Source organism: Mesorhizobium sp. BR115XR7A, assembly GCF_020165315.1.
GTDB lineage: Bacteria > Pseudomonadota > Alphaproteobacteria > Rhizobiales > Rhizobiaceae > Mesorhizobium > Mesorhizobium australicum.
This window is the reverse complement of the sequence record NZ_JAIUHW010000002.1, coordinates 465,298-489,104: the sequence shown is the minus strand read 5'-3', so window position 1 is coordinate 489,104 and position 23,807 is coordinate 465,298. Positions and strand designations below refer to the sequence as shown.

The 23,807-nt window shown below is 60.2% G+C and carries 23 protein-coding genes and 1 pseudogene; 17 read left to right on the top strand and 7 right to left on the bottom strand.

All coding sequences use genetic code 11. The annotated features are described in order from the left end of the window. Positions 1 to 2: 2 nt before the first annotated feature. From LB557_RS06415 to LB557_RS06370, 10 genes are read left to right on the top strand one after another with little or no spacing between them, the layout of a single operon-like run. Positions 3 to 2,417, top strand: a complete 2,415-nt coding sequence (locus LB557_RS06415; protein WP_224643198.1) for a VirB4 family type IV secretion system protein — start codon at positions 3 to 5, stop codon at positions 2,415 to 2,417. Continuing rightward, positions 2,414 to 3,490 carry a lytic transglycosylase domain-containing protein gene (locus tag LB557_RS06410; protein WP_140620395.1) on the top strand — a complete coding sequence of 359 codons (1,077 nt, stop codon included), beginning with the start codon at positions 2,414 to 2,416 and terminating at the stop codon, positions 3,488 to 3,490. The genes LB557_RS06415 and LB557_RS06410 overlap by 4 nt, the downstream gene beginning before the upstream one ends. After that, a complete protein-coding gene (locus LB557_RS06405; RefSeq protein ID WP_140620397.1) occupies positions 3,487 to 4,182 on the top strand; it encodes a type IV secretion system protein in 696 nt (231 codons plus the stop codon). The genes LB557_RS06410 and LB557_RS06405 overlap by 4 nt, the downstream gene beginning before the upstream one ends. Then, positions 4,179 to 4,406 carry a hypothetical protein gene (locus LB557_RS06400; RefSeq protein WP_140620399.1) on the top strand — a complete coding sequence of 76 codons (228 nt, stop codon included), beginning with the start codon at positions 4,179 to 4,181 and terminating at the stop codon, positions 4,404 to 4,406. Before LB557_RS06405 ends, LB557_RS06400 begins: the two co-directional genes overlap by 4 nt. A 7-nt stretch (positions 4,407 to 4,413) precedes the next feature. Beyond that, positions 4,414 to 5,415 carry a type IV secretion system protein gene (locus LB557_RS06395; protein ID WP_224643197.1) on the top strand — a complete coding sequence of 334 codons (1,002 nt, stop codon included), beginning with the start codon at positions 4,414 to 4,416 and terminating at the stop codon, positions 5,413 to 5,415. A gap of 45 nt (positions 5,416 to 5,460) precedes the next feature. Then, complete coding sequence (locus tag LB557_RS06390) at positions 5,461 to 6,156, top strand: virB8 family protein (protein WP_140620403.1); 696 nt, start codon at positions 5,461 to 5,463, stop codon at positions 6,154 to 6,156. After that, a complete protein-coding gene (locus LB557_RS06385) occupies positions 6,156 to 6,968 on the top strand; it encodes a TrbG/VirB9 family P-type conjugative transfer protein (protein ID WP_224643199.1) in 813 nt (270 codons plus the stop codon). Before LB557_RS06390 ends, LB557_RS06385 begins: the two co-directional genes overlap by 1 nt. Then, a complete protein-coding gene (gene virB10 / locus LB557_RS06380; protein WP_140661383.1) occupies positions 6,968 to 8,191 on the top strand; it encodes a type IV secretion system protein VirB10 in 1,224 nt (407 codons plus the stop codon). The genes LB557_RS06385 and virB10 overlap by 1 nt, the downstream gene beginning before the upstream one ends. After that, positions 8,157 to 9,182 carry a P-type DNA transfer ATPase VirB11 gene (gene virB11, locus LB557_RS06375; protein ID WP_224643196.1) on the top strand — a complete coding sequence of 342 codons (1,026 nt, stop codon included), beginning with the start codon at positions 8,157 to 8,159 and terminating at the stop codon, positions 9,180 to 9,182. Before virB10 ends, virB11 begins: the two co-directional genes overlap by 35 nt. Beyond that, positions 9,179 to 11,131 (top strand): type IV secretory system conjugative DNA transfer family protein, encoded by a 1,953-nt coding sequence (locus LB557_RS06370; RefSeq protein ID WP_224643195.1) that lies wholly within the window; start codon positions 9,179 to 9,181, stop codon positions 11,129 to 11,131. Before virB11 ends, LB557_RS06370 begins: the two co-directional genes overlap by 4 nt. A 33-nt stretch (positions 11,132 to 11,164) precedes the next feature. On the opposite strand, the gene LB557_RS06365 is transcribed toward LB557_RS06370, so the two are convergent. From LB557_RS06365 to LB557_RS06355, 3 genes and pseudogenes are all read right to left on the bottom strand, one after another. After that, a complete protein-coding gene (locus LB557_RS06365; protein ID WP_411970526.1) occupies positions 11,165 to 12,457 on the bottom strand; it encodes a type II toxin-antitoxin system HipA family toxin in 1,293 nt (430 codons plus the stop codon). A 20-nt stretch (positions 12,458 to 12,477) separates the two neighbouring features. Next, on the bottom strand, positions 12,478 to 12,729 hold the full coding sequence (locus LB557_RS06360; RefSeq protein ID WP_140620410.1) for a helix-turn-helix domain-containing protein: 252 nt from the start codon (positions 12,727 to 12,729) through the stop codon (positions 12,478 to 12,480). Positions 12,730 to 12,815: 86 nt separating this feature from the next. Further along, a pseudogene (locus LB557_RS06355) lies at positions 12,816 to 13,375 on the bottom strand (helix-turn-helix domain-containing protein); the annotation flags it as partial. A gap of 448 nt (positions 13,376 to 13,823) precedes the next feature. On the opposite strand from LB557_RS06355, the gene LB557_RS06350 reads away from it, so the two are divergent. Beyond that, complete coding sequence (locus tag LB557_RS06350; protein WP_140620412.1) at positions 13,824 to 14,057, top strand: hypothetical protein; 234 nt, start codon at positions 13,824 to 13,826, stop codon at positions 14,055 to 14,057. Positions 14,058 to 14,296: 239 nt separating this feature from the next. Then, on the top strand, positions 14,297 to 14,626 hold the full coding sequence (locus tag LB557_RS06345; RefSeq protein ID WP_224643194.1) for an ArsR/SmtB family transcription factor: 330 nt from the start codon (positions 14,297 to 14,299) through the stop codon (positions 14,624 to 14,626). A gap of 352 nt (positions 14,627 to 14,978) precedes the next feature. Here LB557_RS06345 and LB557_RS06340 read toward each other — a convergent pair whose 3' ends face one another. Further along, positions 14,979 to 15,452 carry an Lrp/AsnC family transcriptional regulator gene (locus LB557_RS06340; RefSeq protein WP_140620416.1) on the bottom strand — a complete coding sequence of 158 codons (474 nt, stop codon included), beginning with the start codon at positions 15,450 to 15,452 and terminating at the stop codon, positions 14,979 to 14,981. A 123-nt stretch (positions 15,453 to 15,575) separates the two neighbouring features. Here LB557_RS06340 and LB557_RS06335 point away from each other — a divergent pair, with 123 nt between their 5' ends. After that, on the top strand, positions 15,576 to 17,972 hold the full coding sequence (locus LB557_RS06335; RefSeq protein ID WP_224643193.1) for a 1-deoxy-D-xylulose-5-phosphate synthase N-terminal domain-containing protein: 2,397 nt from the start codon (positions 15,576 to 15,578) through the stop codon (positions 17,970 to 17,972). A 35-nt stretch (positions 17,973 to 18,007) separates the two neighbouring features. On the opposite strand, the gene LB557_RS06330 is transcribed toward LB557_RS06335, so the two are convergent. Further along, entirely contained in the window at positions 18,008 to 20,152 is a 2,145-nt protein-coding gene (locus LB557_RS06330; RefSeq protein WP_224643192.1) for a relaxase/mobilization nuclease domain-containing protein, read from the bottom strand. Beyond that, complete coding sequence (locus LB557_RS06325; RefSeq protein WP_140716079.1) at positions 20,152 to 20,556, bottom strand: plasmid mobilization protein; 405 nt, start codon at positions 20,554 to 20,556, stop codon at positions 20,152 to 20,154. Before LB557_RS06325 ends, LB557_RS06330 begins: the two co-directional genes overlap by 1 nt. Positions 20,557 to 20,819: 263 nt before the next feature. On the opposite strand from LB557_RS06325, the gene LB557_RS06320 reads away from it, so the two are divergent. From LB557_RS06320 to LB557_RS06305, 4 genes are all read left to right on the top strand, one after another. Then, entirely contained in the window at positions 20,820 to 21,518 is a 699-nt protein-coding gene (locus tag LB557_RS06320) for a ParA family protein (RefSeq protein WP_140620424.1), read from the top strand. Then, entirely contained in the window at positions 21,518 to 21,853 is a 336-nt protein-coding gene (locus tag LB557_RS06315; protein ID WP_140620426.1) for a hypothetical protein, read from the top strand. The genes LB557_RS06320 and LB557_RS06315 overlap by 1 nt, the downstream gene beginning before the upstream one ends. 300 nt (positions 21,854 to 22,153) lie before the next feature. Further along, positions 22,154 to 22,513 carry a helix-turn-helix domain-containing protein gene (locus LB557_RS06310; protein ID WP_224643190.1) on the top strand — a complete coding sequence of 120 codons (360 nt, stop codon included), beginning with the start codon at positions 22,154 to 22,156 and terminating at the stop codon, positions 22,511 to 22,513. 172 nt (positions 22,514 to 22,685) lie between these two features. Beyond that, positions 22,686 to 23,030 (top strand): WGR domain-containing protein, encoded by a 345-nt coding sequence (locus LB557_RS06305; RefSeq protein ID WP_140620430.1) that lies wholly within the window; start codon positions 22,686 to 22,688, stop codon positions 23,028 to 23,030. A gap of 384 nt (positions 23,031 to 23,414) precedes the next feature. Here LB557_RS06305 and LB557_RS06300 read toward each other — a convergent pair whose 3' ends face one another. Beyond that, the gene (locus LB557_RS06300; protein WP_140716087.1) at positions 23,415 to 23,711 is read right to left on the bottom strand and encodes a DUF736 domain-containing protein; all 297 of its coding nucleotides are present in this window, start codon (positions 23,709 to 23,711) and stop codon (positions 23,415 to 23,417) included. Positions 23,712 to 23,807: the final 96 nt, after the last annotated feature.

Sequence of the window (23,807 nt, the reverse complement as noted above, 5' to 3'; positions counted from 1 at the left end):
TCATGCTCAACATTGTCGCCGAAGAACTGGGCTTCGGACGCCAACGGCGCCGCGACAGACCAATGGCCAGTCACGTGCCCTACATGCGCCACCTCGCCAACACGGTGATCGGTCTAGAAAGCGGGGCGCTGCTCAGCGTCATCAAGCTCGATGGCTTGTTCTTCCAGACCGAGGACCAGGCCGAACTCAACATGCGGGCCAGCGTGCAGAACACCATGATCCGGGCCCTAGGCTCGAGCAGGTTTTCGCTGTGGTCGACCGTCATTCGCAGGCAAGTCATTCCAGAGATCGGCGGTTCTTTCTCGGATCCGTTCTGCGCTCTCCTGAACACACGCTACATGGCCGAGCTCAAGCAGCGCCGCATGTTCACAAACGAGCTGTACCTCACCATCGTTCGCTCCCGCATGCGTGGTGCGCTGGGCGTAGCCGATAGCCTTTCTGCCGTGTTCAGCCGGACGCGTGACAGGGACAGCCAGAAACAGCAGGTGCTCGAGCGCATCAACGAGTTGGAGGAAATTGTCTCCACTGTCGCACGCGACCTGCAGAAATATGGAGCCCGGCCGCTTGGCATCGTCTACCGCGACGGCCAGCCCTATTCGGAGCCGTGCGGGTTCTTCAACACGCTTCTGACCTGCGGGACGTCTGCCCCCATGCGGCTGCCGCGCATGGCGATCCGCAACTATATCGGCACCTCGCGGCTGCACTTTTCCAAAAGGACGCTGCAGGCGCAGGGTCCGACGACGGCTGACCACCGCTTCGGCGCCATGCTCTCGATCAAGGAATACCCGCCTTTTTCAGGACCGGGCATGCTAGACGGGCTGCTGCAGCTCAATCACGAATTCATCCTGACGCAATCTTTCACCATCGCCGACAAGCCGATCGCGCAAGAACGGATCGCAAGATTGCAGCGGCAGATCCAGGCGTCCGACGAAGCCGGCAGCACGGTCGAGACCGACATCGATTTTGCCTTCAACAGCCTCGTCAACCAGGAGGCCGTGTTCGGCTATCATCATTTCAGCCTCCTGTGTCTGGCGCACGACCTTGCCGGCGTCGACAAATCCGTCTCGGAACTCGGCGCCTGCCTCACCGACATGAACATCAACTGGCTGCGCGAAGACCTCAATATAGAGGCCTCATTCTGGGCGCAGCTGCCAGGCAACCACAGCTACATCGCCCGTTCTTCCATGCTGTCGAGCGCGAATTTCGCCGGCTTTTCGTCGATGCACAATTTCGCCACCGGCACGGCCACGGGAAATCACTGGGGCTTGCCGGTCGCGCTGCTTGAGACGACCTCGCAGACACCCTACTGGTTCAACTTCCACCAGCGCGACATCGGCCACTTCCTGGTCACCGGGCCGACCGGATCCGGCAAGACCGTGGTGCTGAGCTTCCTGCTCGCGCAGGCGCTTCGCATCTCGCCAGAGCCGCGTGCGGTCTTCTTCGACAAGGATCGCGGCGCCGAGATCTTCATTCGCGCCGTCGGTGGAACCTATGAAGTGCTGGAGCCCGGCGTCGCCACCGGCTTCAATCCGCTGCAGATGGACAATACGCCGGCCAACCGCGAATTCCTGCTGCGGCTGGTCAAGGCGATGCTGCAACCCGCCGACGGCCGCGGCTTCTCGCAGGAGGAAGAGCATACGCTGGAAGGCGCGATCGCGCGCATTTGCCAGGTGCCGGCGCAGCAGCGCACCTTCGCCAACCTCTCGGCTCTGCTGATGGGGCGATCGCGCTCCGACGCCAACGACCTCCAATCACGCCTCAGGCCATGGTTCGAGGGGGAGAGGGCCTGGTTGTTCAATGCGCCGCGCGATGTCCTGTCCTTCTCCGGCAGCCGCATCTTCGGTTTCGATATGACGCATGTGTTGGACAATGCCGAGGTGCGCACGCCTGCACTGATGTACCTTTACCACCGCCTCGATGAGCTGCTCACCGGCAATCCCGTCCTGATCTTCATGGACGAGGGCTGGAAGCTTCTGCAGGACAAGACCTTCTCCGGCTATATCGTCGACAAGATGAAGACGATCCGCAAGCTGAACGGGATCGTCGGGTTCGGCACGCAGTCGGCGGCCGACATCGCCAAGGCACCACAATCGCACACCCTCATCGAGCAGTCCTCCACCAACCTGCACTTTCCAAATCCGCGCGCCGATGAGGAGAGCTATGTCGGCCGCTTCGGGCTGACGGCCAAGGAGTTCGCCTTTGTCAGGAACACGCCACCGGAGCGGCGGACGTTCCTGATCAAGCACGGCAACGATTCCGTCATTGCCCGACTTGATCTCTCGACCATGCCTGACATCCTCAAAGTGCTGTCGGGCCGCAAGGAAACGATCGAGGCATGCGCAGCCCTGCGGGCGCGACTGGGTGATGATCCGGCACTCTGGCTGGCGGAATTCTGCGGTTGGAGGCAATCGACATGATCCGGCGTCTCCCCCTGCTTTTGCTGCTTCTTGCCTCGCCCTCGGCAGCCGATGTGGTGACCATCGACGGCTCGGTGCTCGAAAGGCGAAAGGACCGCAACGGCAATGTCACGGCAATCGAGAAGGCCGATCGCGATCGCTACAGCGTCGATCAAAGCATCACATGCGCTATGTATCGGCCGGGCCGCAAGGACGATCCGGTTGCCGCCGCCAACGTCAACCCAACCATCGCCGGCCTCGTCCGGCGGGTGGCCCGCGAGGAGGGCGTCGACGAGAACCAGTTTCTGGCCCTGGTCTACCAGGAGAGCAGGTTTAACCCCTGTGCAAGATCGAGCGCTGGCGCCATCGGGCTGGCGCAGCTGATGCCGGGAACGGCGGCGGAGCTTGGCGTTGACGCAAACAGCGTCGAGCAGAATCTGCGTGGCGGCGCGCGTTACTTTAAGCAGCAGCTCGAACGCTTCAACGGAAACGCCTCGCTTGCACTGGCCGCATACAATGCAGGTGCCGGCAGCGTCGAAAAGTACGGCGGCATCCCGCCCTTCAGAGAAACGCAGGGCTATGTCGCGGCGATAACGCAAAAGTGGCTGCCGGCCTTTGGCGGCTCGGACAAGTCGGGCATTCCATTGAACTATGGCGGAACGGGTGCCGCCTTCCAGGGCATGCGTACCGCAACGCTGGACGCCATGGGACTGACCAGTGCGGTCGGCGACGGCTCAAACGATGTGGCGTCCTGGTTTGAGCAATTCGGCTCGGCTGCCACCGGCACGGTTCAAGACAGCTGGGACAAGAATTCAGGCGCCCGCAACGCCAATGTCGAAATGCTCAACCGGCTGATCCAACTGGGCGCCAGTTTCGCAGACCTGGTCAACTCGAGCAACGCGGTGACGCTGAGCGACCTTTCAGGCGCCAGCCGTTCGGGTGGCCGTCCGAAGCCCGACGACCAGCCGCCGACAGGCGGATTTTGCGATGCGCGCGTCGGTCTGGTCTGGAGCCGGCAAGCGCAAGCCTGCGTCCACGAGCTCGAGCAAGAGGTCGAGCTGTTCTTCAACCCGCAACAAGGAGGTCTCCAATGAAACGTGCTCTTGTGCTGGTCGCCGCGACCGTAATGGTCACCTCGGCCAAAGCCGACATTCCGGTGATCGACAGGACGAACTATGCCGTCGCCAAGGACACCGCCGACAAGGCCGCGAGAATCCTGGACACCAACAGGGATATTCTGACCACCGTCGAAAAGACCCTGCAGGCAGTTACCGGCAATCGCGGCAGCGACGTCGGCTCGCTCAAGGACTTGGCGATCGGCAATGGTTTCAGCGTCTCCTCGGTGCCTTCCTTCGACAGCGTGCTTCAAAATGGCGTTCCGGATTTTGGCTCCATGGGTCCGGAGATCGCCAAGGCCGCGACGACCTTCATCAACGGCATGCAACTGGTGAAATCGCTTTCTGGCAAACAGCAAAGTTCTCTGGCGAGCGACAAATCGTACGAGGAGATGGTCAAGACGGTGCTCGGCGTGTCGGCTCTGATCACTGGCTCGCGACAGGCTGTCGCAACGCGGCGTGCCGCGCTTGAGCGAGCCGGGCAGGGGATCGGCCAGGCTCAGGACATCAAAGGCTCGATTGACCAGAACACACAATTGCAGGTGCAGACCGGACTGACCCTGAACGAGATGATCGGCGTCATGAACGGTGCCGTCCAGGCGCTGCAGGCGGAGAACCAGCGCAGGTTGACTGATATTTCAAACACCAAGAAGGCGCTGACCTACGAATGACACGAGGCCGGCACGAACCGATCGCGCTTAGCGTCGTGGCGCTGCTGCTTGCCGGGTGCGCCACGCCCAAGGAAAAATCCGCGCCCTGCAAACGGCCGGCCGCCGTGATGAGCTACGCGGCACAAGCCACCCACCTTGAGTGCGGGCCGATGCGGCCGGTCAACCCCGACAGAGCGGCGGCATGGGCAATGATCGGCGGCGATTTTCCCTCTCGAACGGAATAGGGCTGACGTGGATAATTTCATCGGCGAACTGCTGCAGCGCATCGATGCTTCGGGCGAGAATTTCTCCGAGCGTGCGTTCGAGGTTCTGAGCAGGGACATCGAGCCACTGCTTCGGCTGCTGTTCATGCTGGTCGTGCTCTTCTACGGAGTGCAATTGGTGCTGGGAACGTCGAGGCTCAGCGCTGCCGAGATCGTGGGCCGCGTCGCCCGCGTCATGGTGATCCTCGTCCTGGTCAGCACCTGGTCGCACTTCAAGGCTCTCGTCTATGCCTGGATCACAAAAGTCCCGGAGGCGGCGGGGCGGGCAATACTGGCCGCATCGGGCACAGGGGTGACGGAACCCAGCAACGGCCTCTCGGAGATCTGGCAGACCGCCAATCTGGCAGCGTCCACATTTGCCGAGCAGGCCGGCTATTTCTCCGTGCTGCCGGCCTTGATCGGCATGATCATCATGGCCTTTGCCGGGCTGTTCGTCTCCGTGGCGCTGGGCATCCTGGTCCTGGCCAAGGTGATCCTGTGGGTTCTGCTTGGCACCGCGCCGATCTTCATCGCCTGCATGTTCTTTGATGTGACGCGCAACTACGCGATGGGATGGTTGAACCAGTCGCTGCTCTACGCACTGATCCCGTTGTTCGTCTACGTGATCGCCGCCTTCCTGATCGCGGCGATGGCGCCGGAACTGACCAAGATCAACCAGATCTCGGGCAATCGCGAGCTGAAGCTCAGCGACCTTGCAGCCTTCGTGATGTTGTGCCTGGCCGGCAGTTTCGTTCTGTTGCAGATCCAGTCGCTGGCGCAAGGCATTGTCGGCGGGCTCGCGATGCCGGTTGGTCAGCGTTCGCGAGCCGTTACCGGCCGCGGCGTCCTTTCGGGGCGCGCCGCTGTTGCCGGCTCGGCCACACAGATGCAGGCCGCTATCAATCGTGTGCAGGCCCGATTGCGCAGCCCTCAAACGCCGTCGCGCGAGGCCATGCAGCGCGCCATCACCGCCAATGCACAGACGCGGTAACACCAAAACGCAACAGAATTGTCCTCCAACGCTCCGCAACGTCCAATGGCAGAACCCCTCGACGAAAAGCTGAGATCCTACTTCCAGGACGGTGACGTCTGGGAGCACGAGATCTTCAAGCGCGCCATGCGCTCCAGCCGCATCGCCTGGTTTTTCACGCTGCTATTTGCCTCGATCGCGGCCCTTGCCCTGTTGGCGCTGGTGCTGATGGTGCCGCTGAAGAGCTTCGAGCCCTATGTGGTCGAGGTCGACAGGAACACCGGCTATATCGAGGTCAAGTCGGGATTGACGAGGACCTCTGATCTCACCGGTCAGGAGGCTGTCACCCAGGCCAATGTCGTTCGCTACATCCGCAACCGCGAGGGATATGATCCTTTTGCCATCGACGAATATTTCGGGATCGCGGCGCTTTTGTCGACCGACGAGGCGGCCCGCGACCTGCAGATGCAGTTCAGCGCCGCCAACGCGCAAAATCCGGCGAAGATCTATGGCCGGCTGAAGCGGGTGCTTGTCGATATCAAGTCCGTCACCTTCCCAAACGCCAGTACGGCGATCGTGCGCTTCTCGACCACAGAAAAGAGCGAGACGGAAGCCATTCACAGGCATTGGATCTCGGTGGTGAGATTCCGCTACACCGAGAGCCCGCTCAAGAACGAATGGCGCTTCGAAAATCCGCTCGGCTTCCAGGTCTACAGCTACCGCCGCGACCAGGAAACGGTGACACCGGGCGGTTCCGAATGATGGCACGCGGTCTGGTCGTGGTCGCTTATCTGATCCTCTTCGAGTTCACCGCTGTGGCCTTCGGCGCGCAGACGCCGAAGGCCGGTCGCCTGGACGCGCGCATCACCAGCGTCATCTATCAGGAGAACAACGTCGTCCAAGTGCATGCAAGCTATGGTGTATCGACGATGATCGTCTTCGACGAGGAGGAGAAATTTCAGACCATATCGCTCGGCGACAGCGAAAGTTGGCAGGTCGTTCCTGCTGAGCAGGGCAACATCCTTTTCGTCAAGCCGATCGCCAGGAACGTGACGACGAACATGAACGTCGTGACCAGCAGGCGCATTTACTTTCTGGAGCTGAAGGATAGTGCTCCCGCAGGAGGCCGACAGGTGTTCGGCATTCGTTTCGCTTATCCGGAGAAGGACCGCGACGCGGCGCTGAGGAGCGAAGCTGAGCAGCGCGCGGCCTGGCCCAACATCGCCGCGATCGACAAGGCCAATGTCAACATCGACTATTCATTTTCCGGCGATGCGGGTCTGAAGCCGGCGTTAGTGTTCGATGACGGCACAAAGACTTTCTTCCGTTTCGGCCGGCGTGCCGCGGCGATCTTCGCCGTCAATTCCGATTTCTCGGAGACGCTGAGGAACTTCCGCAAGGAAGGCGAGTACATCGTCGTCGACGGTGTCGCCGCCCAATACACGTTGCGCGACGGCAATCAGTGGCTGTGCATCTTCAATCTTCGAAAGCCCGATTTCGGCGCGCCCGATGCCGACGCGCTGGCGCCAGTGCGAGACGACATGGCAACGGTCCGCAGGAGGAGCGGAAATTGATCCAGCGAAGTCCCGAACTGGAGGCTTTGGCCGGCAATGACGACCCCGCTGTTGCGGACGGGTCCGTACGTCGCAAGCAGCTTGCCGGTGGTGCCGTCCTGATCCTGTTGGGGCTTGTGGCGGGCTATTTTACCTTGGCTGGGCGTCAACCGTTGCAAGGCCACGTGCCAGCCGGTGACGAGGAGTTCTCGACCACCAGTTTTCGGCCGCCTTCGTTCATGCGTGAGCGAGAACAGCCGGCGAAGCCCACCGCGCCCGAAGTGATCGAATTGCCGCCACCGCCACCACCGCCGCCAGTGCCGAGTCCCAATGTCACGCCTTTCGATGTGCCACCTCCCGCAGCGCCTCTATCCGCTCCCGACGCCCCGGCAGCCCCAGGCGATGAGTTTCCCAAACGCTTTCGTTCCAAGATGATCGTCTTCGACGAAAAGGGGGCGACCAGCGACGAGCAAGGCGCCTCGGCCGGCGATGCGCAACCGCGCGCCGTTGCCGGCGAAGACCGTAACAGCAAGTTTCTCGCTGCAGCGGCCAACATCGGCGATCGCTCGGCACGGGCCAGGAAGATCGCCCGGGTCGATGCACTGATTGCGGAAGGCACGCTCCTTCCCGGCATTCTCGAGACCGCGGTTGTCAGCGACCTTCCCGGTCAGATCCGCGCCATCGTCGCCGAGGACGTCTATTCATTCGACGGCCGTCGTGTACTGATCCCGACAGGCACGCGGCTGATCGGTGAATACCAGTCCGAAATCACCCGCGGCCAGAAGCGCATCTTCGTGATCTGGACACGATTGCTTCGCGATGACGGTGTCAGCGTCCGCTTGAACTCGATCGGCGCCGACAGTCTTGGCCGCTCCGGGCTTACCGGCCGGGTCGACACCAAGTTTCGGGAGCGCTTCGGCGCGGCCATCCTGCTTTCGATCGTCGGCGGCGGCGCCAGTTACCTGACCGGCTACGGCAGCCAGACCGCGACAGGCAGCGACGAGGCAAGGCGCGCTGAGGATAACGCACGCTCGACGATTGCTCAGACGTTCTCGGACATGGCCAACCAGGCGCTTGGCGAGAGCCTGAAAATCCCGCCGACGATCAGCGTGCCGCAAGGCGAGCGGATCTTCGTCTTCGTGCGCCAGGACCTCGACTTTTCCGCTGTCTACGACGATCCGGTTTCAGAGGCATTGGAGGAAATTCGTCATGAGCGCGGCTTCGATCGAGCCTGGCAACAATGACCGGCACTATTTCCTTCACCGGTCTCTCGAACCGCTCAGGCCGCTGCTGACAGATCCACAGATTGTCGAGATCTCGATCAACAAACCTGGCCATGTCTATGTCGAGCGCCTTGGTGCCGGTCACATGGAATACCATCACATTCCAAAGCTGACAGCCTCCGAAATCGTCCATATGGGCGAACGGGTCGCGGCCGCCACCAATCAGTTCATTGGTCCCGCAAACCCGATCCTCAGCGCAGCCCTTCCAACTGGGGAGCGCATACAATTCGTGCTGCCGCCGGCAGCGCCCGAGGGGGGCGCGGTTTCGATCCGAAAGCGAGTCGTTGGCGAGTTCACGCTTGAGGATTATCGCGACGCTGGCGCCTTCAATAAGGTATCCGTTGCCATCAGCGGCATGAACGATGCCGATCGCGGCTTGACGGAGCTTTTGCGGAGGGACGACGCCTATGGCTTTGTCCGTAGCGCCATTTTCAGCCGCGTCTCCATGCTAATCAGTGGTGGCACCTCAAGCGGCAAGACCACATTCATGAACGCCTGCCTCAAGGCCGTCCACGAGGGCGAACGCCTGATCACGCTGGAAGATACTCGCGAGCTGTTTCCTCCCCAGCGCAACACCGTGCACCTGCTTTCATCCAAAGGCGACCAAGGCACGGCGAGTGTGACGATCCAGAACCTGCTCGAGGCCTCGTTGCGCATGCGCCCGGACCGGCTGTTCGTGGGCGAAGTGAGAGGAGGTGAGGCGTTCTCGTTCCTGCGTGCGGTCAACACGGGCCATCCAGGCTCGATGTCGACAGTCCACGCCGACACGCCTCGCGGCGCTTATGAGCAGCTCGCCATGATGGTGATGCAATCGGGTCTGTCGGCAGCTTACTCGAAAGCCGACCTTATTTCCTACATTCGCAGCGTCATTCCGATCGTTGTCCAGCTGAGGCGCGAGGGCGGACGTCGTGGCGTGTCAGAGATCTATTTCTCAAGAATGGATCGATCATGACCGGCACGTTCCGCATCGCCTATCTCGTTTTCTGCCTCGCGATTGGTTTTGTCGTCTGGCTGCTCGCCTACGGGGTGGTGCTACAGTTGTTGTATGGCGACGGCCGCATCTTGCAGGTCACCGCGACAACCAATCCGTTCGCAGCGCTCCAGCAGCTTGCCCGTTACCCTCACAACGCCGTGTTGCAGCGGACCAGTCTGGGGGCAGCCGCCGTGTCGGTCCTCATCGCCGGTGCGATCGCCTCTCTCGGTTTGAAGCGTGCTTCCGAACCGCTTGGCAATGCTCGTTTCCAAAATACGACCTCGCTGCGGCATGGCAGATGGTTCCGGCGCCACGGACACATTCTGGGGCGTTACGGGCGCCATGTCCTTCGCGTCCAAGACGAGCGCCATCACCTGGTCATCGGTCCGACGCGCTCGGGCAAGGGGACCTCCTACGTCATCCCGAACGCACTCACTCATCAAGGGTCGATGATCGTTACCGACCTGAAAGGCGAAATCTTCCGCTCAACGGCCGGGTATCGCAAGGCAACCGGAAACCAGGTCTTCCTGTTCGCGCCGGGCAGCGAAAGAACACATCGTTACAATCCGCTCGACTTCATCAGGCCCGACCGGGGCGATCGCACAACGGACATTCTGAACATAGCAAGCATTCTCGTCCCCGAGAGTGCCGATTCCGAGAACGCGATCTGGCAGGCCACCGCGCAGCTGGTGCTGGCTGGGGCTATCAGCTACGTGAACGAGAGCGACTCCTATCGCGGCCGCCGCAATCTTGGCGAGGTGATTTCATTCTTCAACAGCGGCGTCGATCTGCAGGCCCTGATGAGCCTCATCAAAGAAAAGGAGCCGAACCTGTCGCGCTTTACGCTCGAAAGCTTCAACGCCTATATCGCGCTGTCGGAGCGCGCCGCTGCGTCCGCGCTGCTCGACGTGCAGAAGGCCCTGCGTCCCTTTCGCAACGAGCGCGTGGTCGCAGCCACCGAGGTCACCGACATGGATCTTCGTGCGCTGAAGCATCGACCGATCTCGATATACCTGGCGCCCAACATCACCGACGTGGCGATGCTGAAACCGCTGCTATCGCTTTTTGTCCAACAGTCGCTGGACACGCTGCTGCTCACCCAGGACCAGAATTCGCTGCCCATCTACTTCCTGCTGGACGAGTTTCGGCAGCTGAGAAAAGTCTCCGAGATCACCAGCAAACTGCCCTATGTGGCCGGCTACAACATAAAAATGGCCTTCATCATCCAAGACCTCAAAAACTTGGATGAGATCTACGGCGAAACCGCCCGCCATTCGCTTATGGGCAATTGCGGATATCAGCTAGTGCTTGGCGCAAACGACCAGGTCACGGCCGAGAGCGTTTCAAGGGGACTGGGCAAGAAGACAGTGCGTTACAGGACGGAGTCGAGAACGATCGAACTGATGGGGCTGCATCGCCGCACCAAAGTCGAACAGGTGCGCGAACGCGATCTGATGATGCCTCAGGAGGTCAGGCAAATGCCCGCCAACAAGATGGTCATCCTCGTAGAAGGGCAGGCGCCTGTTTTGGCAGACAAGTTGCGCTTTTTTGCGACTTCTCCATTCAAGGCAATGGAGCGGTTCTCGCGATCCAATACCCCCGATGTACCAGCGACGGAGCTGCTGCCGCGGGCTGCGATACCCGCGCTCACAGACGCCTATTCCCAGTCGGGCGCGTCCGAAGATCGCCGCATTGCAGCATTCGGCACAGCTCATCCGCCTACGCCTCCCTCCGGAGCTGCGATAGAGGCGCGCTTTGTTGCTGCAGCTCGAAAACTGAAACAACTGACCACCACGGTATCCGAGAGATCCAGCGGCAAGGCAAAGCGGAATTGGTCCGCGATTTTTGATGAGATCGTGCCTGACGATCCGACCGGGCAGGAAGACGATGCATGCAGTCAGGGCCCGTCAACTTTCGGCACGAGCTAACTTGTTATCCATCCGGGGTGGTTCTTGTCCTACTCAGGACACCGCCTCTTCAAACGCCCTCAGCCGCGGTAGGGCGGCGGCACTGACGCTGGCGTGGATCGCTTCGGGAAAGTCACGAGGAAGGAGTTCAGTTACCCGGGTGAAGGCGCGTTCGCCACGTTCTGCGATATGCGCCATGGCCCCATTCACCACGCTGTCCGGCAGTTTGACCGCGGCGGCGGTCTGAAGGAAATGCCGCGGGTGAATTTGGTCTATCCGGTAGTTACGGTTCGTTCCCACTGCCATTGCCAGCTTCATCTGCTTGCGCGTGATCTGGTTCAAGTCGAGGCTCGGCTGAGCGGTTAGGATGTCGTAGAGCGGGGTCAGTTGGTAGCCGCCACCGGGCGCCAGAAACACGCTGAAATTCTTTGCGTGGCCGTCAGTCGCGCCTAGGATCCAGAACAACATCTGGGCGGCGAGGAAGGTCTTCTGGTCTTCTGCCGGCGTATCACTGCCTTTGAGGAGATTGAGGATTGCCGCCATGCCTGGCCCGCCCTCGTGTTGGTACTTGAGGGTCGGCGGCACAGAGAGGGCTTGGCAGCAGTCTTCCTGTGGAAGGCGGATGAGGCGTCCGCTCTCGGTCCAGCGTCGATCGAAGCGTTCGATGGCCAGCGCCTTGGTCTTGCCGAAGGTGGCAATGCGCGCCGTGTTGACGGGCAGGCCAAACGCTTCGGCCAGCGCCAGGCAGTAAAACTCGTTCTCGACGCTGTTGGTGAGGTCGATGCCGTTAGGCAGCGTGCCGATCTGCGTCTTGAAGATGTGTGTGGTGGGGGTGGTGCCGTGCGGTTTGAGCCACCGTCCGTCATGCCGGAGCAGGGCCGTCTTCTCCTGAGCGCCGGCGACAGAGATGCGGAAGTCATCATCGCGGCTCAAGCCGAGCGGAGCCTGTGCCAGGTTCTTGAGGAGTTTCTCAATCTCACCGTCATCGACGGCTTCGCCGCTGATAGCTTCGATATCTGGTAAGTCATCGTCTCCGGCAATGAATTGCAGTGCGCCCACGCAGTCGCGGCCAATCCGCGCCAGCAGGCTGTAGGCGTCTATACCCCGCGCGCCGACTTTCTCGGCCACACGGCGGCGCAGCGCGTCCGAGTCAGGCAGCAGATTTTCGAAAACGGCGTTGACGGGTTCACCCCGGTAGGCATCTTCGCGCAAAGGCAGGGAGAGGGAGACCGGAAACGCGCCCCGCCGCGCAAGCCAGTGATCCTCGTAGCGGAAGCGAACGGCGCCGCTGGACTCTTTGCTGAGCTGGCCGACAAGGCGGTTGTTCAGATAGACCCGCAACGGCACGTGAAGGGGCCGCCGACCCATCAGCTGAGCAGGTCTTCTATTTCAGAGGAGGACCGCTTGGAGCGCGGCGCGACTTGGAACTCCAGGTCGAGGGCTGCCAGCAAAGCCAGCACGCTGTCAAGTCGGGCGGCTGGGTTCCCGCTCTCAATAATGGAAACGGAGGGCTGCCGCATACCGGCACGATCGCCAAGCGCGGCTTGGCTGAGGCCTTTCTGCTTGCGAGCGCGGCGGATGGCATTTCCGATTTGCTCAGGGGTACGGGCGAGGACCATGCTCGAATTATGCGTCAGCTTCTATATTTTGTAAATATGTGTTAGATCGAATATCCTGAACTTATCTGCTAAGTCGGATATACGCAATTATCCAAGGAAGCGCATAACAGATGCTCCCACGGGAACCCCCTTAATGCCTCGGCTGATCGCGTCGCGATATAGACGAGCAAGGCGCATTTGGGGCCGCGGCTCTCGAACCACCAATGGTGAGAGCCATCGATCTGCACGAGCTCGCCCAGACAGTCACGCCGACCGCGCGGCTGATGCAGTTGGCGCTTCCGCTCACGGCGTGAAGTCCAGATTCCGGCTTCCGTCATCCATTTGCGTAGTGTCTCGGTGCTGACGGCAATCTGGTGCCAAGCAGCTTCTCTCGGGCGAGCGTCGGGCCGAAGTCCCGGTAGCGATCGCTTACCAGATCCAATGTGGTGTTGCGGAAATCCTCATCATGGCGTCGATTGCTCGGCCGACCGCGCTTCTTGGACGCCAGCCCGCCGGCGCCGTCCTGGTCATAGGCCTGCAACAGCCGGTGAACCTGACTGCGGCTGAGGTGAAGGAGCTCCGCTGCATGTACGACGCTCAGCCGTCGGTCGCGGATCTTCTGGATGGCTTCGAGACGATGCAGCTCTTTTTGCGACAAGGTGACCAAAGCATGACGGCTCCCGCAATAAGCCCGCCCTCACGCCAGGCTCTGTGAAGTCGCTAGCCTTCCTTTCCAGCTTCATGTTGACCAGCCTCGGAAGCGGGAAGTGTCGCATCTCTAACTGGGGCAACTGTCGCATTACTAAATAGCTGCTAGAACTATTTGCGGCATAACATACATTATGGAACGGAATATTGTCGTTTAGATTCAACCATATAGAGAGTTGAGCTGGCCGCCGCCTGTAAGTCGTGCCCGACTGCCAAGTGAGGGCTGCCAGTATCTTCCTCGATCTCAGTGCTGCTGATGCCGACCTTTTTGGCGTCAGTGAAAAGCTTTTGTGTCAGCTCGGCGACTGAGATGACGCTCCTGCGGCCTTCCAGCTTGCTTTAATCATTGCTAATGCAGCCCCTTGCTGCATTAATCCTCGATCATGCTAATTGGACAGGGAGTAACGATGGCCCAGATGATCCGGTTCGCGATCTTTGCGGTTTCGGCCGCTGTCGCCGGCTTGGCGTGTTTCGCCTTGCATTCCTGCTGGACGTGGACCGCGCCGCTCCTGATCATATCCGTCGGGTCCATGCTTGCCGAACATGCCTTCAACCGGCTGGCCTCGAACGAAGAAAAGCAGCGCGATCTGGAAGATCGCGTGCGCAATCTGCCAATGCAAGCCAATGTAGAACGATCGTGAACCTAGACTTCCTTGTCCCCTTCGCCCCAATGGCACGCCAGTGGGTAGGGGAACATCGACCAGCATTTCATGGGCAAGGCGTCCAGCCCTTACGCGTACCGCGATGAAACAGCGTTCAGGAAGGCCGCCGCGCGCTCCCCGACGGACCCCTATGGCGTGGCTACAGGGCTCAAAGACGGGCGCCCGCCGACGTGACGATGGGCATATCGGTCGCCGAACTTCGCTCGGCAGGGGGGCGCGTGAAACAAATTGGGACTAAAGCTAAAGAGGCTGCAAGATTTGTGACGGCGATGGCCAATGCTCGACGCCTGTTGATCATGCACCTCGTGCTCGACCGCGAATTGCCGGCTGAGGCGCTTCGAGAGCAACTGGGGCTTAGCTCGTCGGCACTGTCACAGCACATGGCCAAGTTACGCGCACTCGGCTTGGTCCGCGTCCGCCGCGACCGTGACAACATAGTTCACTATTCCTGTTGCAATGACTCGGCCCGCAAACTGCTTGCCCTGCTGGACCACGCTTATGGAAGTGGCCCTTCGAAGCAAAACGCAGACTTGGGAATTCCAGATTGAGCCCTTGCGGACCCCGCATGAGGGACTGTTAAAGTCTATGCGGGAATCGACAGGGAAGGAACCGAGTTCACCCATTGGAATACCACCGGGCCTGTGCGGCGGCCTTCGTCAACCAATTGATGATGAGCGGCCCGGCTACCGAGGGGTTGATTTGGGCTTGAAGGTCCCCAACCGGGCCATGCCGGCGATCCCCCCCCGGCAGAAGGATCATGAACTAATATTAGCAATAGCGCAAATACGAAACGGCGCCGGCATCAACGTCGTCAATATCGTAGCCCGATAGGATTCGTTCGCTATCTGGCACCATAGGCTTACCGTGCCCTGGTCGCCCGCGAGATTTACAGGCCGGCTGTCAGACGCCGATCGGCAACCCGTGAGCATGCTTCACCTGGCCCAACGCAAAGCTGGATTCGATCGAGGCCACGCCGTCGAGCCTGGTGAGTTTCTGCTTCAGGAAGGTTTCATATGCCTCTAGATCCTTGACGACGACACGCAGCAAGAAATCCATTTTTCCGGTCATCAAATAACATTCGACGACTTCCGGCCAACGACGGACCGCGCTCGAAAAACCATCGAGCTCTTCCTCCCGTTGTCGCTCAAGCTTGACGGAAGCAAAGGCGCTAACGGGCAATCCAACCTTCACCTGATCAACGATTGCCACGTAGGCTCTGATCACGCCTGATTTTTCGAGCATCCGCACTCGGCGCGCGCAAGGCGATGGAGAGAGCCCGGCGATCTCGCTGAGATCTTCCGTTGTCGCGTGAGCATCCGACTGAAGTGCAGCCAGCAACCTGCGATCGATATCGTCAATCACATCTTTTGGCATAGGTTTTTGTTTCCTGCATAAAAATTAGCTGAGTCCGGCCGAAGCGGCTCTAGCTTATCGCGCTTTTAGCCGCAATCGCCCGCTGGATTTTCCTATCCTCCCTCCTCTCGGTGGAGTTATAAAATGAACGATCCTCAACTCGCGTGCCTCAAGGAACTCGAAAGCAAGGTACTGTGGCTTTCCACATGGATGGTCCACAACGCCAACAACCTTCGGCCGAATGACGACGGGCTCAAAGTTGGAGGGCATCAGGCCTCGTCAGCATCGCTCACCACGCTCATGACTGCGCTATACTTCGCGGTCTTGCATCCAGAAGACAGGGTCGCGGTGAAACCGCATGCAAGTCCGGTCTTTCACGCCATCCAGTATCTCTTCGGCAACCAGACACGGTCGAAACTGGAATCCTTCCGCGCTTATGGAGGTGCGCAGTCCTATCCATCACGGACGAAGGATACGGACGATGTCGACTTCTCGACCGGGTCTGTCGGACTGGGCGTCGCGCAAACCCTGTTTTCCTCATTGGTGCAGGATTACCTTCGAGCAAAAGGCATGGCCAAGGACCGTCCGGAAGGCCGCATGGTCGCGCTTATTGGCGACGCCGAGATGGATGAGGGTAACATTTTTGAGGCTCTTCTCGAGGGTTGGAAACACGGTCTGCGCAACACGTGGTGGATCGTTGATTATAATCGCCAAAGCTTGGACGCGGTCGTAAGGGAGGGCTTGTGGGAGCGCTTCGTCTCTCTGTTTCGCGATTTCGGCTGGGAGGTGGTAATCCTCAAATACGGCTCCCTGCTCGAGCAAGCCTTCGAGGAGCCTGGGGGCGAGGCTTTACGCGCCTGGATCGACAATTGTCCCAACCAGCTCTATTCGGCTCTGGCTTATCAAGGTGGGGCAGCGTGGCGCAGACGCCTGCTCGATGAGATCGGTGACCAGGGTCAAATCTCCCGGTTGATTGAAAAGCGTTCGGACGAAGACCTTGCGTGCTTAATGACAAACCTTGGCGGTCATGATCTGCCCCTGTTGTTGAGGACCTTCGAAGAGGCCCGCAAGCATGACCGGCCGATCTGCTTTCTCGCCTACACGATCAAGGGATTCGGCCTGCCGCTGGCGGGCCACAAGGACAATCATGCAGGTTTGATGACCACCGCGCAGACCGAAGACCTGCGCGCTCGTCTTCGGATTCGGCCGGGCTGCGAATGGGAATTGTTTGAAGGTCTTCAGCTCCCTGCCGCTGAGCTGGCTGCTTTCCTCAAGGAAGCTCCATTCAATGCCCGGCGCCGTGGCCGCCACCGGGCACCGAAAATCGCTGTCCCTGAGGCGTTTGCCATAGAGGTGCAATCTCCTGTCTCCACACAGCACGGCTTCGGAATTCTCATCCACGAGGTCGCCAAGACGGAGACTGATCTGGCGAGACGGATCGTCACAACGTCGCCGGACGTCACCGTCTCAACCAATCTCGGCGCATGGGTCAATCGTCGGGGGCTCTTTGCCCGGGAAGAGAAGGCGGATCTATTCAAGAAGGAGCGGATCCCGTCGACCTTCAACTGGCAATTCTCGCCCAAAGGCCAGCATATCGAACTCGGCATCGCCGAGATGAACTTGTTTATAAACCTCTCGGCTCTGGGGCTTTCCCATTCGACATTTGGCGAGCGGCTTTTGCCGATAGGGACCCTTTATGACCCGTTCATCGAACGTGGGCTCGATGCGCTGAACTACGCCTGCTACCAAGATGCGCGCTTCATTGTCGTTGCCACCCCTTCCGGGATCAGTTTGGCGCCTGAAGGCGGCGCCCATCAATCGATAGCAACTCCACTTATCGGCATGGCTCAGGATGGGCTCGCCAGCTTTGAGCCAGCCTTCGTCGACGAGCTTGCAACCATTCTGCGATTTTCATTTGACTACATCCAGCGCGATGGAGACACCCAGCCCGATCCCGTGACCTGGCTCAGGGATGCCACTGGAGGCTCGGTATATCTCAGACTGTCGACTCGGCCAATTGAACAACCCAAACGCGTCATTGATCAGACGTTGGCTGAAGACATCCTCAATGGAGGCTATTGGATGCGAAAGCCAGGGCCAAATGCCCAGATTGTGATCGCCTATACGGGAGCGGTTGCACCCGAAGCCATTGATGCGATTGGGTTGATCGCAGAGGATCGCCGCGATGTGGGCCTTTTGGCGGTAACGTCTGCAGATCGCCTGAATGCGGGATGGACGGCCGCGCAGCGCGCCAGGGAGCACGGCGTCGCCCATGCACAAAGCCCTGTTGAGCGGCTGCTTGCCAGCGTCCCCTCACATTGTGGGCTCATCACCGTGCTTGACGGCCATCCCGCCACGCTTGCTTGGCTCGGATCCGTCGAGGGTCACAAGACCCGTTCACTGGGCGTGGAGCATTTCGGCCAGTCGGGCACCATCGCGGACCTTTATCGGCACCATGGAATTGACGCGCAAAGCATCGCGCGAGCCGCACAGTCGCTTTCACCTGGAAGGCCAATCCGACACTTACGAGCGGCCGTCTAACATCTCGGCTCTACAAGGCGCGAAGGTGTATTGGTCTAGCGCTCGCGCTCGTTGCGGTCACGCGGGTGCCTCTCTTCGATTTCCTGCTCCAATCCTGGCGTACGCTGCGCGGATTGCTGGTGTGGATCCTGTCGTGGCGAACTCGGCTCCGGCAGCCCTCTTTGTTGACCCGCTATTTTCCTGGGCAATCCCGTCCTTTCACCCGCACGTAGATCGCGGGGATCAAGAGCTTGATGGGCGCTGCGCAGCCGATCCTCCTGGGCAACCTCCCGGCTGCGGACCACAGGCGCATTCCCTGAAATCGGCTCGTGCTTTGAGTTCGATGTGGTTTGAGGGGCTCGAGATCCGCTCTCAAACAACTGCGAAAGCTCGCCACTGCGAACTGGGGTGTTGTGGTCAGCTTCGCTGGCGGCAAGCTGTTGTTCCGAAATGCGGAGGTTTTCCCGCCGGACGGTCATCACTTCGCGCGCGGCTTCAACGACTTCGTTGAATTGTTTGCGCTCCCATGGCTCGATTGAGCGCTCAATGTCCGCCAGAATAGTCCCTATCCGCTTTTCGTATGCCTCGAACTCAGGACGTGTCATAGCAAGCATGGCAGCTTCCTCGCCTCCAAAAAGTTCCCGGGCCAAAACGGCTTTGGGGTCGTCCCCGTCCGGTGTTTGCCGAGAGAATTCATTCTCAGTCGCGATGTGGGTGAAACGTGACGCGGCCCGGATTCGTTCGAGCTGATCTGCGGCGAACTCGGCCACCTTCTTATCTTGGCTATCGCGCGCAATTGCGCTCCATGCCTGACCAACTTCCGTCACGTATTTGGTACTGCGGATGGACCTCGCCGCGTGACGGAGATTGGAACGTTTGGCTGCATAGCGTGCCTGTGCCGGCTGGCTGGTGCCCTCATGCTCGCTCCTGCCGACATAGCTGACAGGACGCACCTGAGTACGAGCATAGGCCGGCGCACTTGCAAACTCGCGGCGGTCGGTCAGCTCCATGCGGATTCCGTGCTCCCGGGCCTTCTCAGCCATCAGTGAGCGCCATTCCCGAAACTCCCGCGGGCTCGTCTCGATGCGTTCTCCTGTCTCCGCACGCATGGTGACGATCGCGTGGGCGTGGACATGGGGCCGCTTGCCACCCTGCCCTGCCACTTTTGGATCGTCAGACGGATCGTGCATGGCATAAACATACCGATGCCCGGGGAATTGATCGCCAAGGAACTCCCGCACGGCATCTCGAAATGCAGCTTGATCGGTGCCCGCGCGCGCCGAGGCGACCAGATGCATGATGTCGCGTCCTGTGCGGCTTTGCATCTGCTTGCGCCAGTCTTTCTGGACGAGATCGCCGGCTTGTTTGACAGTCTCGATATGGCTGTCCGTATCATCACGGACCCGCCCTTCGAAGCGCTCCACCATTTGGCGAATCCGGCTCGTTGCGAAGGCAACGCCATTGCCGTGACCGTGGAACAGAACCCGTGCCTGGACGTCGCTGCCGATCTTGCTCCTGTTCAACCGCTCTTGGGCGATTGCCGCGGCCTTCGCGTCGCCGGTCAGGCGCTCGCCATCCGGCCCGCGCAGGAGCAGGACCCCCTGCACCCGCAAACGCTCGCCGTCCGCTTGCTCGATTGCATAAACGAACCGGCGCTCGCCGAAGGCGGCGCGCAGGACGTGGCGAACGATTTGGTCATGCTCGCGATCGCTTGCCTTTAAGTTCACCGTCACCTGGAACAGACCTACGTCCCGGCTCGAGGCACGATTATCAAAAAGATGCTCCCATTCGGTGCGAAGTTGCAGCAGGCCCGCCTTGCCGATGATCTGCTCGCCCTTGTCGGTTTCTACGGCCAGTTCGCCATTCCGGGAGACGTAGCTCACCATCGCACCCATACGCGGTCCACGACCATAGGACGTGAGCTTGACCACCGCAGGCTGGCTCCCTTGAGCCACGGCTGTGAACCGTTGACGCATCGATCGGTTCGGCGCGACAGCTCCGGTGCGACAGGAACGCGCGCTGGCATTGTGGCCGGCGCGCGCCCTGTCCCCTCGCTTTACCGTTTCGTCTGGTGCCAACGCCACCCCGCCCCTTCGCCGCCAGTCACATTCATGCGCGTCGCGCCCCCGCTGCATTTCATGAAGCAGCGCTGCGCGACGCCGTTCCCACTCCCGTTCGAAAGCCCCCAGGAAAAATTCCATTAGCCAGCCCCCGAGCGCCGCGCCGCGCCGGCGCGTTTCGTCATCTGGGACAGCTCTGCAGCGACCGTCAATGAAATTGCGCGGGCATCATCGGCAGCTGCGGCGATATCCGAAACCGTGCTTAACCGCCCCGTGTTGAGCGCGCGTACGGCTTGATTGAGGCCATTGGCAACAGCACTCAGATCCGCGGCGAGGAGTTGTAGGATCGCGCGATCGGCATCATTGAGAAACGGGCGGATGCCCGCACCCTCGCAGGCGAGTGTGCGGATGAAGGCGGACACTGACATGCCGGCGCCATTCGCGGCCGATTTCATGACGGCAAGCTCATCCGGGGCGAACCGGATATGTGCGACCCTCTCCCGCCTCGGCGGCCGTCTTGCGATAGCTGCGCCGGCTCTCGTCATTACGCTTCTGCCTTGTTCGCGGCCGAAGCCGCGGATCGAGGGCCAGTCCCTCGATCGTCAGAAAAAACGTATCACGTTTTTGCGTATCCTGCCAACCGCTTTGACATCGAATTTTCCTGTTTGCCGCAATTGAACTGATTTTTCTTGTAGTTTTGACTATGTTTTTCTATATTGATGGAAATCCATCTGTCCACTGATCCACTTTCGAACAGATCTGGATTCAAGTGGATGTAGGAACACACGTTTATGAGGAGAGCTCGCTCATGCCTGTCGTGATCTCCGCCATCAATGGCAAGGGGGGCGCCGGCAAGACCACCGCCTTGATGAACATTGCTGGCGAGTACGCACTGCGCGGTTCAGCCGTGGCCATGGTCGACATGGACGGGAGAAGCAATCTGACCAAATGGTGGAGCGAGTGCCACGACAAGAACGCGCAGCCGGAAGGCATCAGCGTTTTCAGCCACAAGACCGCCAAGTCCTTGGACGCGTTCGTTGAGCGCCATGGCCACCGTTTCGATTACCTCCTCATCGACACGCCTGGAGAGGATATTTCTACGATCGATCCGGTGATTGGTTGGTCCGACCTGGTGATATCTCCTGTGCAGCCGTCTAAACGCGAGGTCCTTGGCGCGATCGACTGCTTTCACTCCGTACTCAGGATCAACGAGGCTCGCGCCAGCGCATGCCGGCATGGTGTTTTGCGAACCCGCATCTCGATGACGGTTCGCCAGACAGAGCTCTACCGCAAGATTAGGCCAATCATCGAGGACAAGGTCGGAACCTATCTGTTTCGTACCGAGGTTATGGAGCGTAACGTCTACAAGGACATTCAAAACGGCATCGGCACTCTCCAGATGCAGACGCTGTCCGAGGCTGTCGCCAAAGCGCGGCGCGAGACCCAAGAGATCGTGAGCGAAATCGATGCACTGCTGAGCTCCGGCGCAGAAGCGGGGCCCGCTTGATGAGCGGCAGGGAAACCCTGTCGCTCGACGAGTTCGCGCTCGCTGCCAGGAAGCAAGCGGTGAGAGGTGATGAAGATCGTGCGTCGGATCTAGTCAGCACTGACCCTAACTCAGACCGCACGTCGCCGAACCGGAGCGACCTTCGACAGGAGGCCCGAAAAGCCTTGCGCCGGATGAAACGAGAGCGCGTTAAGGGGCAAAGCTGCTTTGTCAATGTGAACCTCGACCGGCCAACCAAGCGCCGCTTGAAACTGGCAGCCTTCCATGACGACACAACGATGCAGGCAATCGTGGAAGCGGCGATCGTCAAGTATTTGGACGAGCTAGGCCTATAACTCCAGCCACGTGGTTCTTCCCTGGCGGATCGCGGAATTTGATGTCAGACCCCTCCCCTGCTAGACTCGCGGTCAAGTTGGCTCTGATTTTTCTCACATCGGGCAATTTGAGGTGGAAAGGCACGTCCTATCGATGTGCTTTCTCGACACGCACAGGAGCTGGCAAAAGCCCTCGAAATGGCAATCAAGGACCTTCAGAAATACATTCACGAGCACGCACTCACCGAAACGGAAGACGCCGAATCCGAAAAGCCGGTCTACAGGAAACCCGGCTTCGAAGGCGTACGGAGCTTCGGCGATATGGAGAAGGCCTTCGGTCGGTTTGTGCGCGAACGCCGCGAAGCCAGAAGGCTCAATCGCGCCCAGATGGGAACCATGGTCGGCCTGCATGAGACTATCTTTGCACGCTATGAGCGGGCCTTTTCGAAGCTGCATGCGACGAGACTCGTCCATGTTTGCGAGATTCTCGACTGCTCACCGATCGAAATGATCCATTTTGCTGCCCCGCATTTTTTCGGCCAGAACCGGCAAGAAGCTGACGATAAGCTGAAACTGATTTTGCGTGTGCTTGATATGCCGGCTTCGTCGGCATCAGGCCTGTTGAACCTTGTCGAGGGTCTCGCCGGCGCAAATGCCGGAGACGATCCGGGCGATCGATGATGCGATCGCCGCGCCCTGTCCCCGATTCCCGGCCGGCGGCAACGTGCTCATGCCGGCCGCAACTGGCCCGGCCCGAAAGCCCGCTATTCGATCAAAGTTTTGAATCGGTCTCGAACCACCGATTCAGAAAATGCATTGGACGGTATTTGGGCGAACGCAGATAATCCGATGCATGAAGCACGCGACCCATCCACTGTTCCTGCGGCGCATAGACAGTGCCCGCAACATGGCGCGGTACTATGTCATGGCATTGCAACCCACGCTGTTCGGTGACGTGTCCCTTGTACGGCAATGGGGCCGCATCGGCACACGTGGGCGTCAGAAAGTCGAGTTTTTCGACGATTGCCTGCAAGCAGCTGCGGCGCTGTCGCGGCTGGCCGCGCAAAAGTCCAATCGGGGATATTCGGGCAATCCCCATGAGGTATCCCCGGCAGGTGCGCCCGATCCGGCGTGCCAGCCGGTGCCGTTTGCCGGCAAGGCATCACAGATGATCATCACGACCCCTGGCACGAAGTAAGCAGGCAGGCGTGGCGCATCGATGCTGCGCCCAATTCCAAATGACCTCATGCCTCGCCTTTGCGCCAAGCGCCCGGCCTGTTCGGCGGGCGCTGCGCGGTCGGTTGCCGGTGCCAGGCCATCGAGAACGGAACAGCGAAAACCTGCCCCTCCTTGTCCCCAACAGGTTGGCGCATTGGGCCGCTGAAGCGACGATCGTCTGACGCCCCGGGATCGTCGGGGACCCTGTTGGCTTGAGCGCCGTGGGTGACCCTTCGCCACAAAGGGCTCGCGACCCGTCGGATGAGCAGGCTTGCGGTCGAGCTTTCGCCGCCGGAGTTCTCGCCTTGTCCCTTCGCAGGATCGCGGCGCCCCGGGGGAGCGCCGCGTCCAATGCGTGGCCGCCTCAGCGCGACCATATGAGAGCGTATCCCTCGTCATTCTCGACCAGGCTCGCGTAGATCGGAGCGGGGAAGCTTGGATCATCAAGCTTGACGGAGTGGTATTCTCGGCCGGTTTCCTTGGCTGCCTTCTTCCAGCCGGCGCCAATCTCGATGGTCCCTGCGAGGGCCCGAAGGTCGGGCGACTTATCGCTTTCCTTCTCGGCCTCGATCAGGCGGGCCTTGATGTTGAGGTTGAGCGTCTTGATAACTCCGACAAACGAGCCGTCTTCGTTGCGAGTGAAAGTGCCGATCTGAGCCATGGGTTTTCTCCTTGCTGTATCAGGTCGCGACCATCGCGGCCTTGATGGCGATCGCAGGGCACCACGCGACCGGCCCGCACCCGCAGGGCTAAAACG

Coding starts and splice junctions, on each gene's coding strand:
- LB557_RS06415 (WP_224643198.1), top strand. CDS start 3: ATGCTCAACATTGTCGCCGAAGAACTGGGCTTCGGACGCCAACGGCGC.
- LB557_RS06410 (WP_140620395.1), top strand. CDS start 2,414: ATGATCCGGCGTCTCCCCCTGCTTTTGCTGCTTCTTGCCTCGCCCTCG.
- LB557_RS06405 (WP_140620397.1), top strand. CDS start 3,487: ATGAAACGTGCTCTTGTGCTGGTCGCCGCGACCGTAATGGTCACCTCG.
- LB557_RS06400 (WP_140620399.1), top strand. CDS start 4,179: ATGACACGAGGCCGGCACGAACCGATCGCGCTTAGCGTCGTGGCGCTG.
- LB557_RS06390 (WP_140620403.1), top strand. CDS start 5,461: ATGGCAGAACCCCTCGACGAAAAGCTGAGATCCTACTTCCAGGACGGT.
- LB557_RS06385 (WP_224643199.1), top strand. CDS start 6,156: ATGGCACGCGGTCTGGTCGTGGTCGCTTATCTGATCCTCTTCGAGTTC.
- virB11 (WP_224643196.1), top strand. CDS start 8,157: ATGAGCGCGGCTTCGATCGAGCCTGGCAACAATGACCGGCACTATTTC.
- LB557_RS06370 (WP_224643195.1), top strand. CDS start 9,179: ATGACCGGCACGTTCCGCATCGCCTATCTCGTTTTCTGCCTCGCGATT.
- LB557_RS06360 (WP_140620410.1), bottom strand. CDS start 12,729: ATGGTCCTCGCCCGTACCCCTGAGCAAATCGGAAATGCCATCCGCCGC.
- LB557_RS06350 (WP_140620412.1), top strand. CDS start 13,824: ATGGCCCAGATGATCCGGTTCGCGATCTTTGCGGTTTCGGCCGCTGTC.
- LB557_RS06340 (WP_140620416.1), bottom strand. CDS start 15,452: ATGCCAAAAGATGTGATTGACGATATCGATCGCAGGTTGCTGGCTGCA.
- LB557_RS06335 (WP_224643193.1), top strand. CDS start 15,576: ATGAACGATCCTCAACTCGCGTGCCTCAAGGAACTCGAAAGCAAGGTA.
- LB557_RS06330 (WP_224643192.1), bottom strand. CDS start 20,152: ATGGAATTTTTCCTGGGGGCTTTCGAACGGGAGTGGGAACGGCGTCGC.
- LB557_RS06325 (WP_140716079.1), bottom strand. CDS start 20,556: ATGACGAGAGCCGGCGCAGCTATCGCAAGACGGCCGCCGAGGCGGGAG.
- LB557_RS06320 (WP_140620424.1), top strand. CDS start 20,820: ATGCCTGTCGTGATCTCCGCCATCAATGGCAAGGGGGGCGCCGGCAAG.
- LB557_RS06315 (WP_140620426.1), top strand. CDS start 21,518: ATGAGCGGCAGGGAAACCCTGTCGCTCGACGAGTTCGCGCTCGCTGCC.
- LB557_RS06310 (WP_224643190.1), top strand. CDS start 22,154: ATGGAGAAGGCCTTCGGTCGGTTTGTGCGCGAACGCCGCGAAGCCAGA.
- LB557_RS06305 (WP_140620430.1), top strand. CDS start 22,686: ATGAAGCACGCGACCCATCCACTGTTCCTGCGGCGCATAGACAGTGCC.
- LB557_RS06300 (WP_140716087.1), bottom strand. CDS start 23,711: ATGGCTCAGATCGGCACTTTCACTCGCAACGAAGACGGCTCGTTTGTC.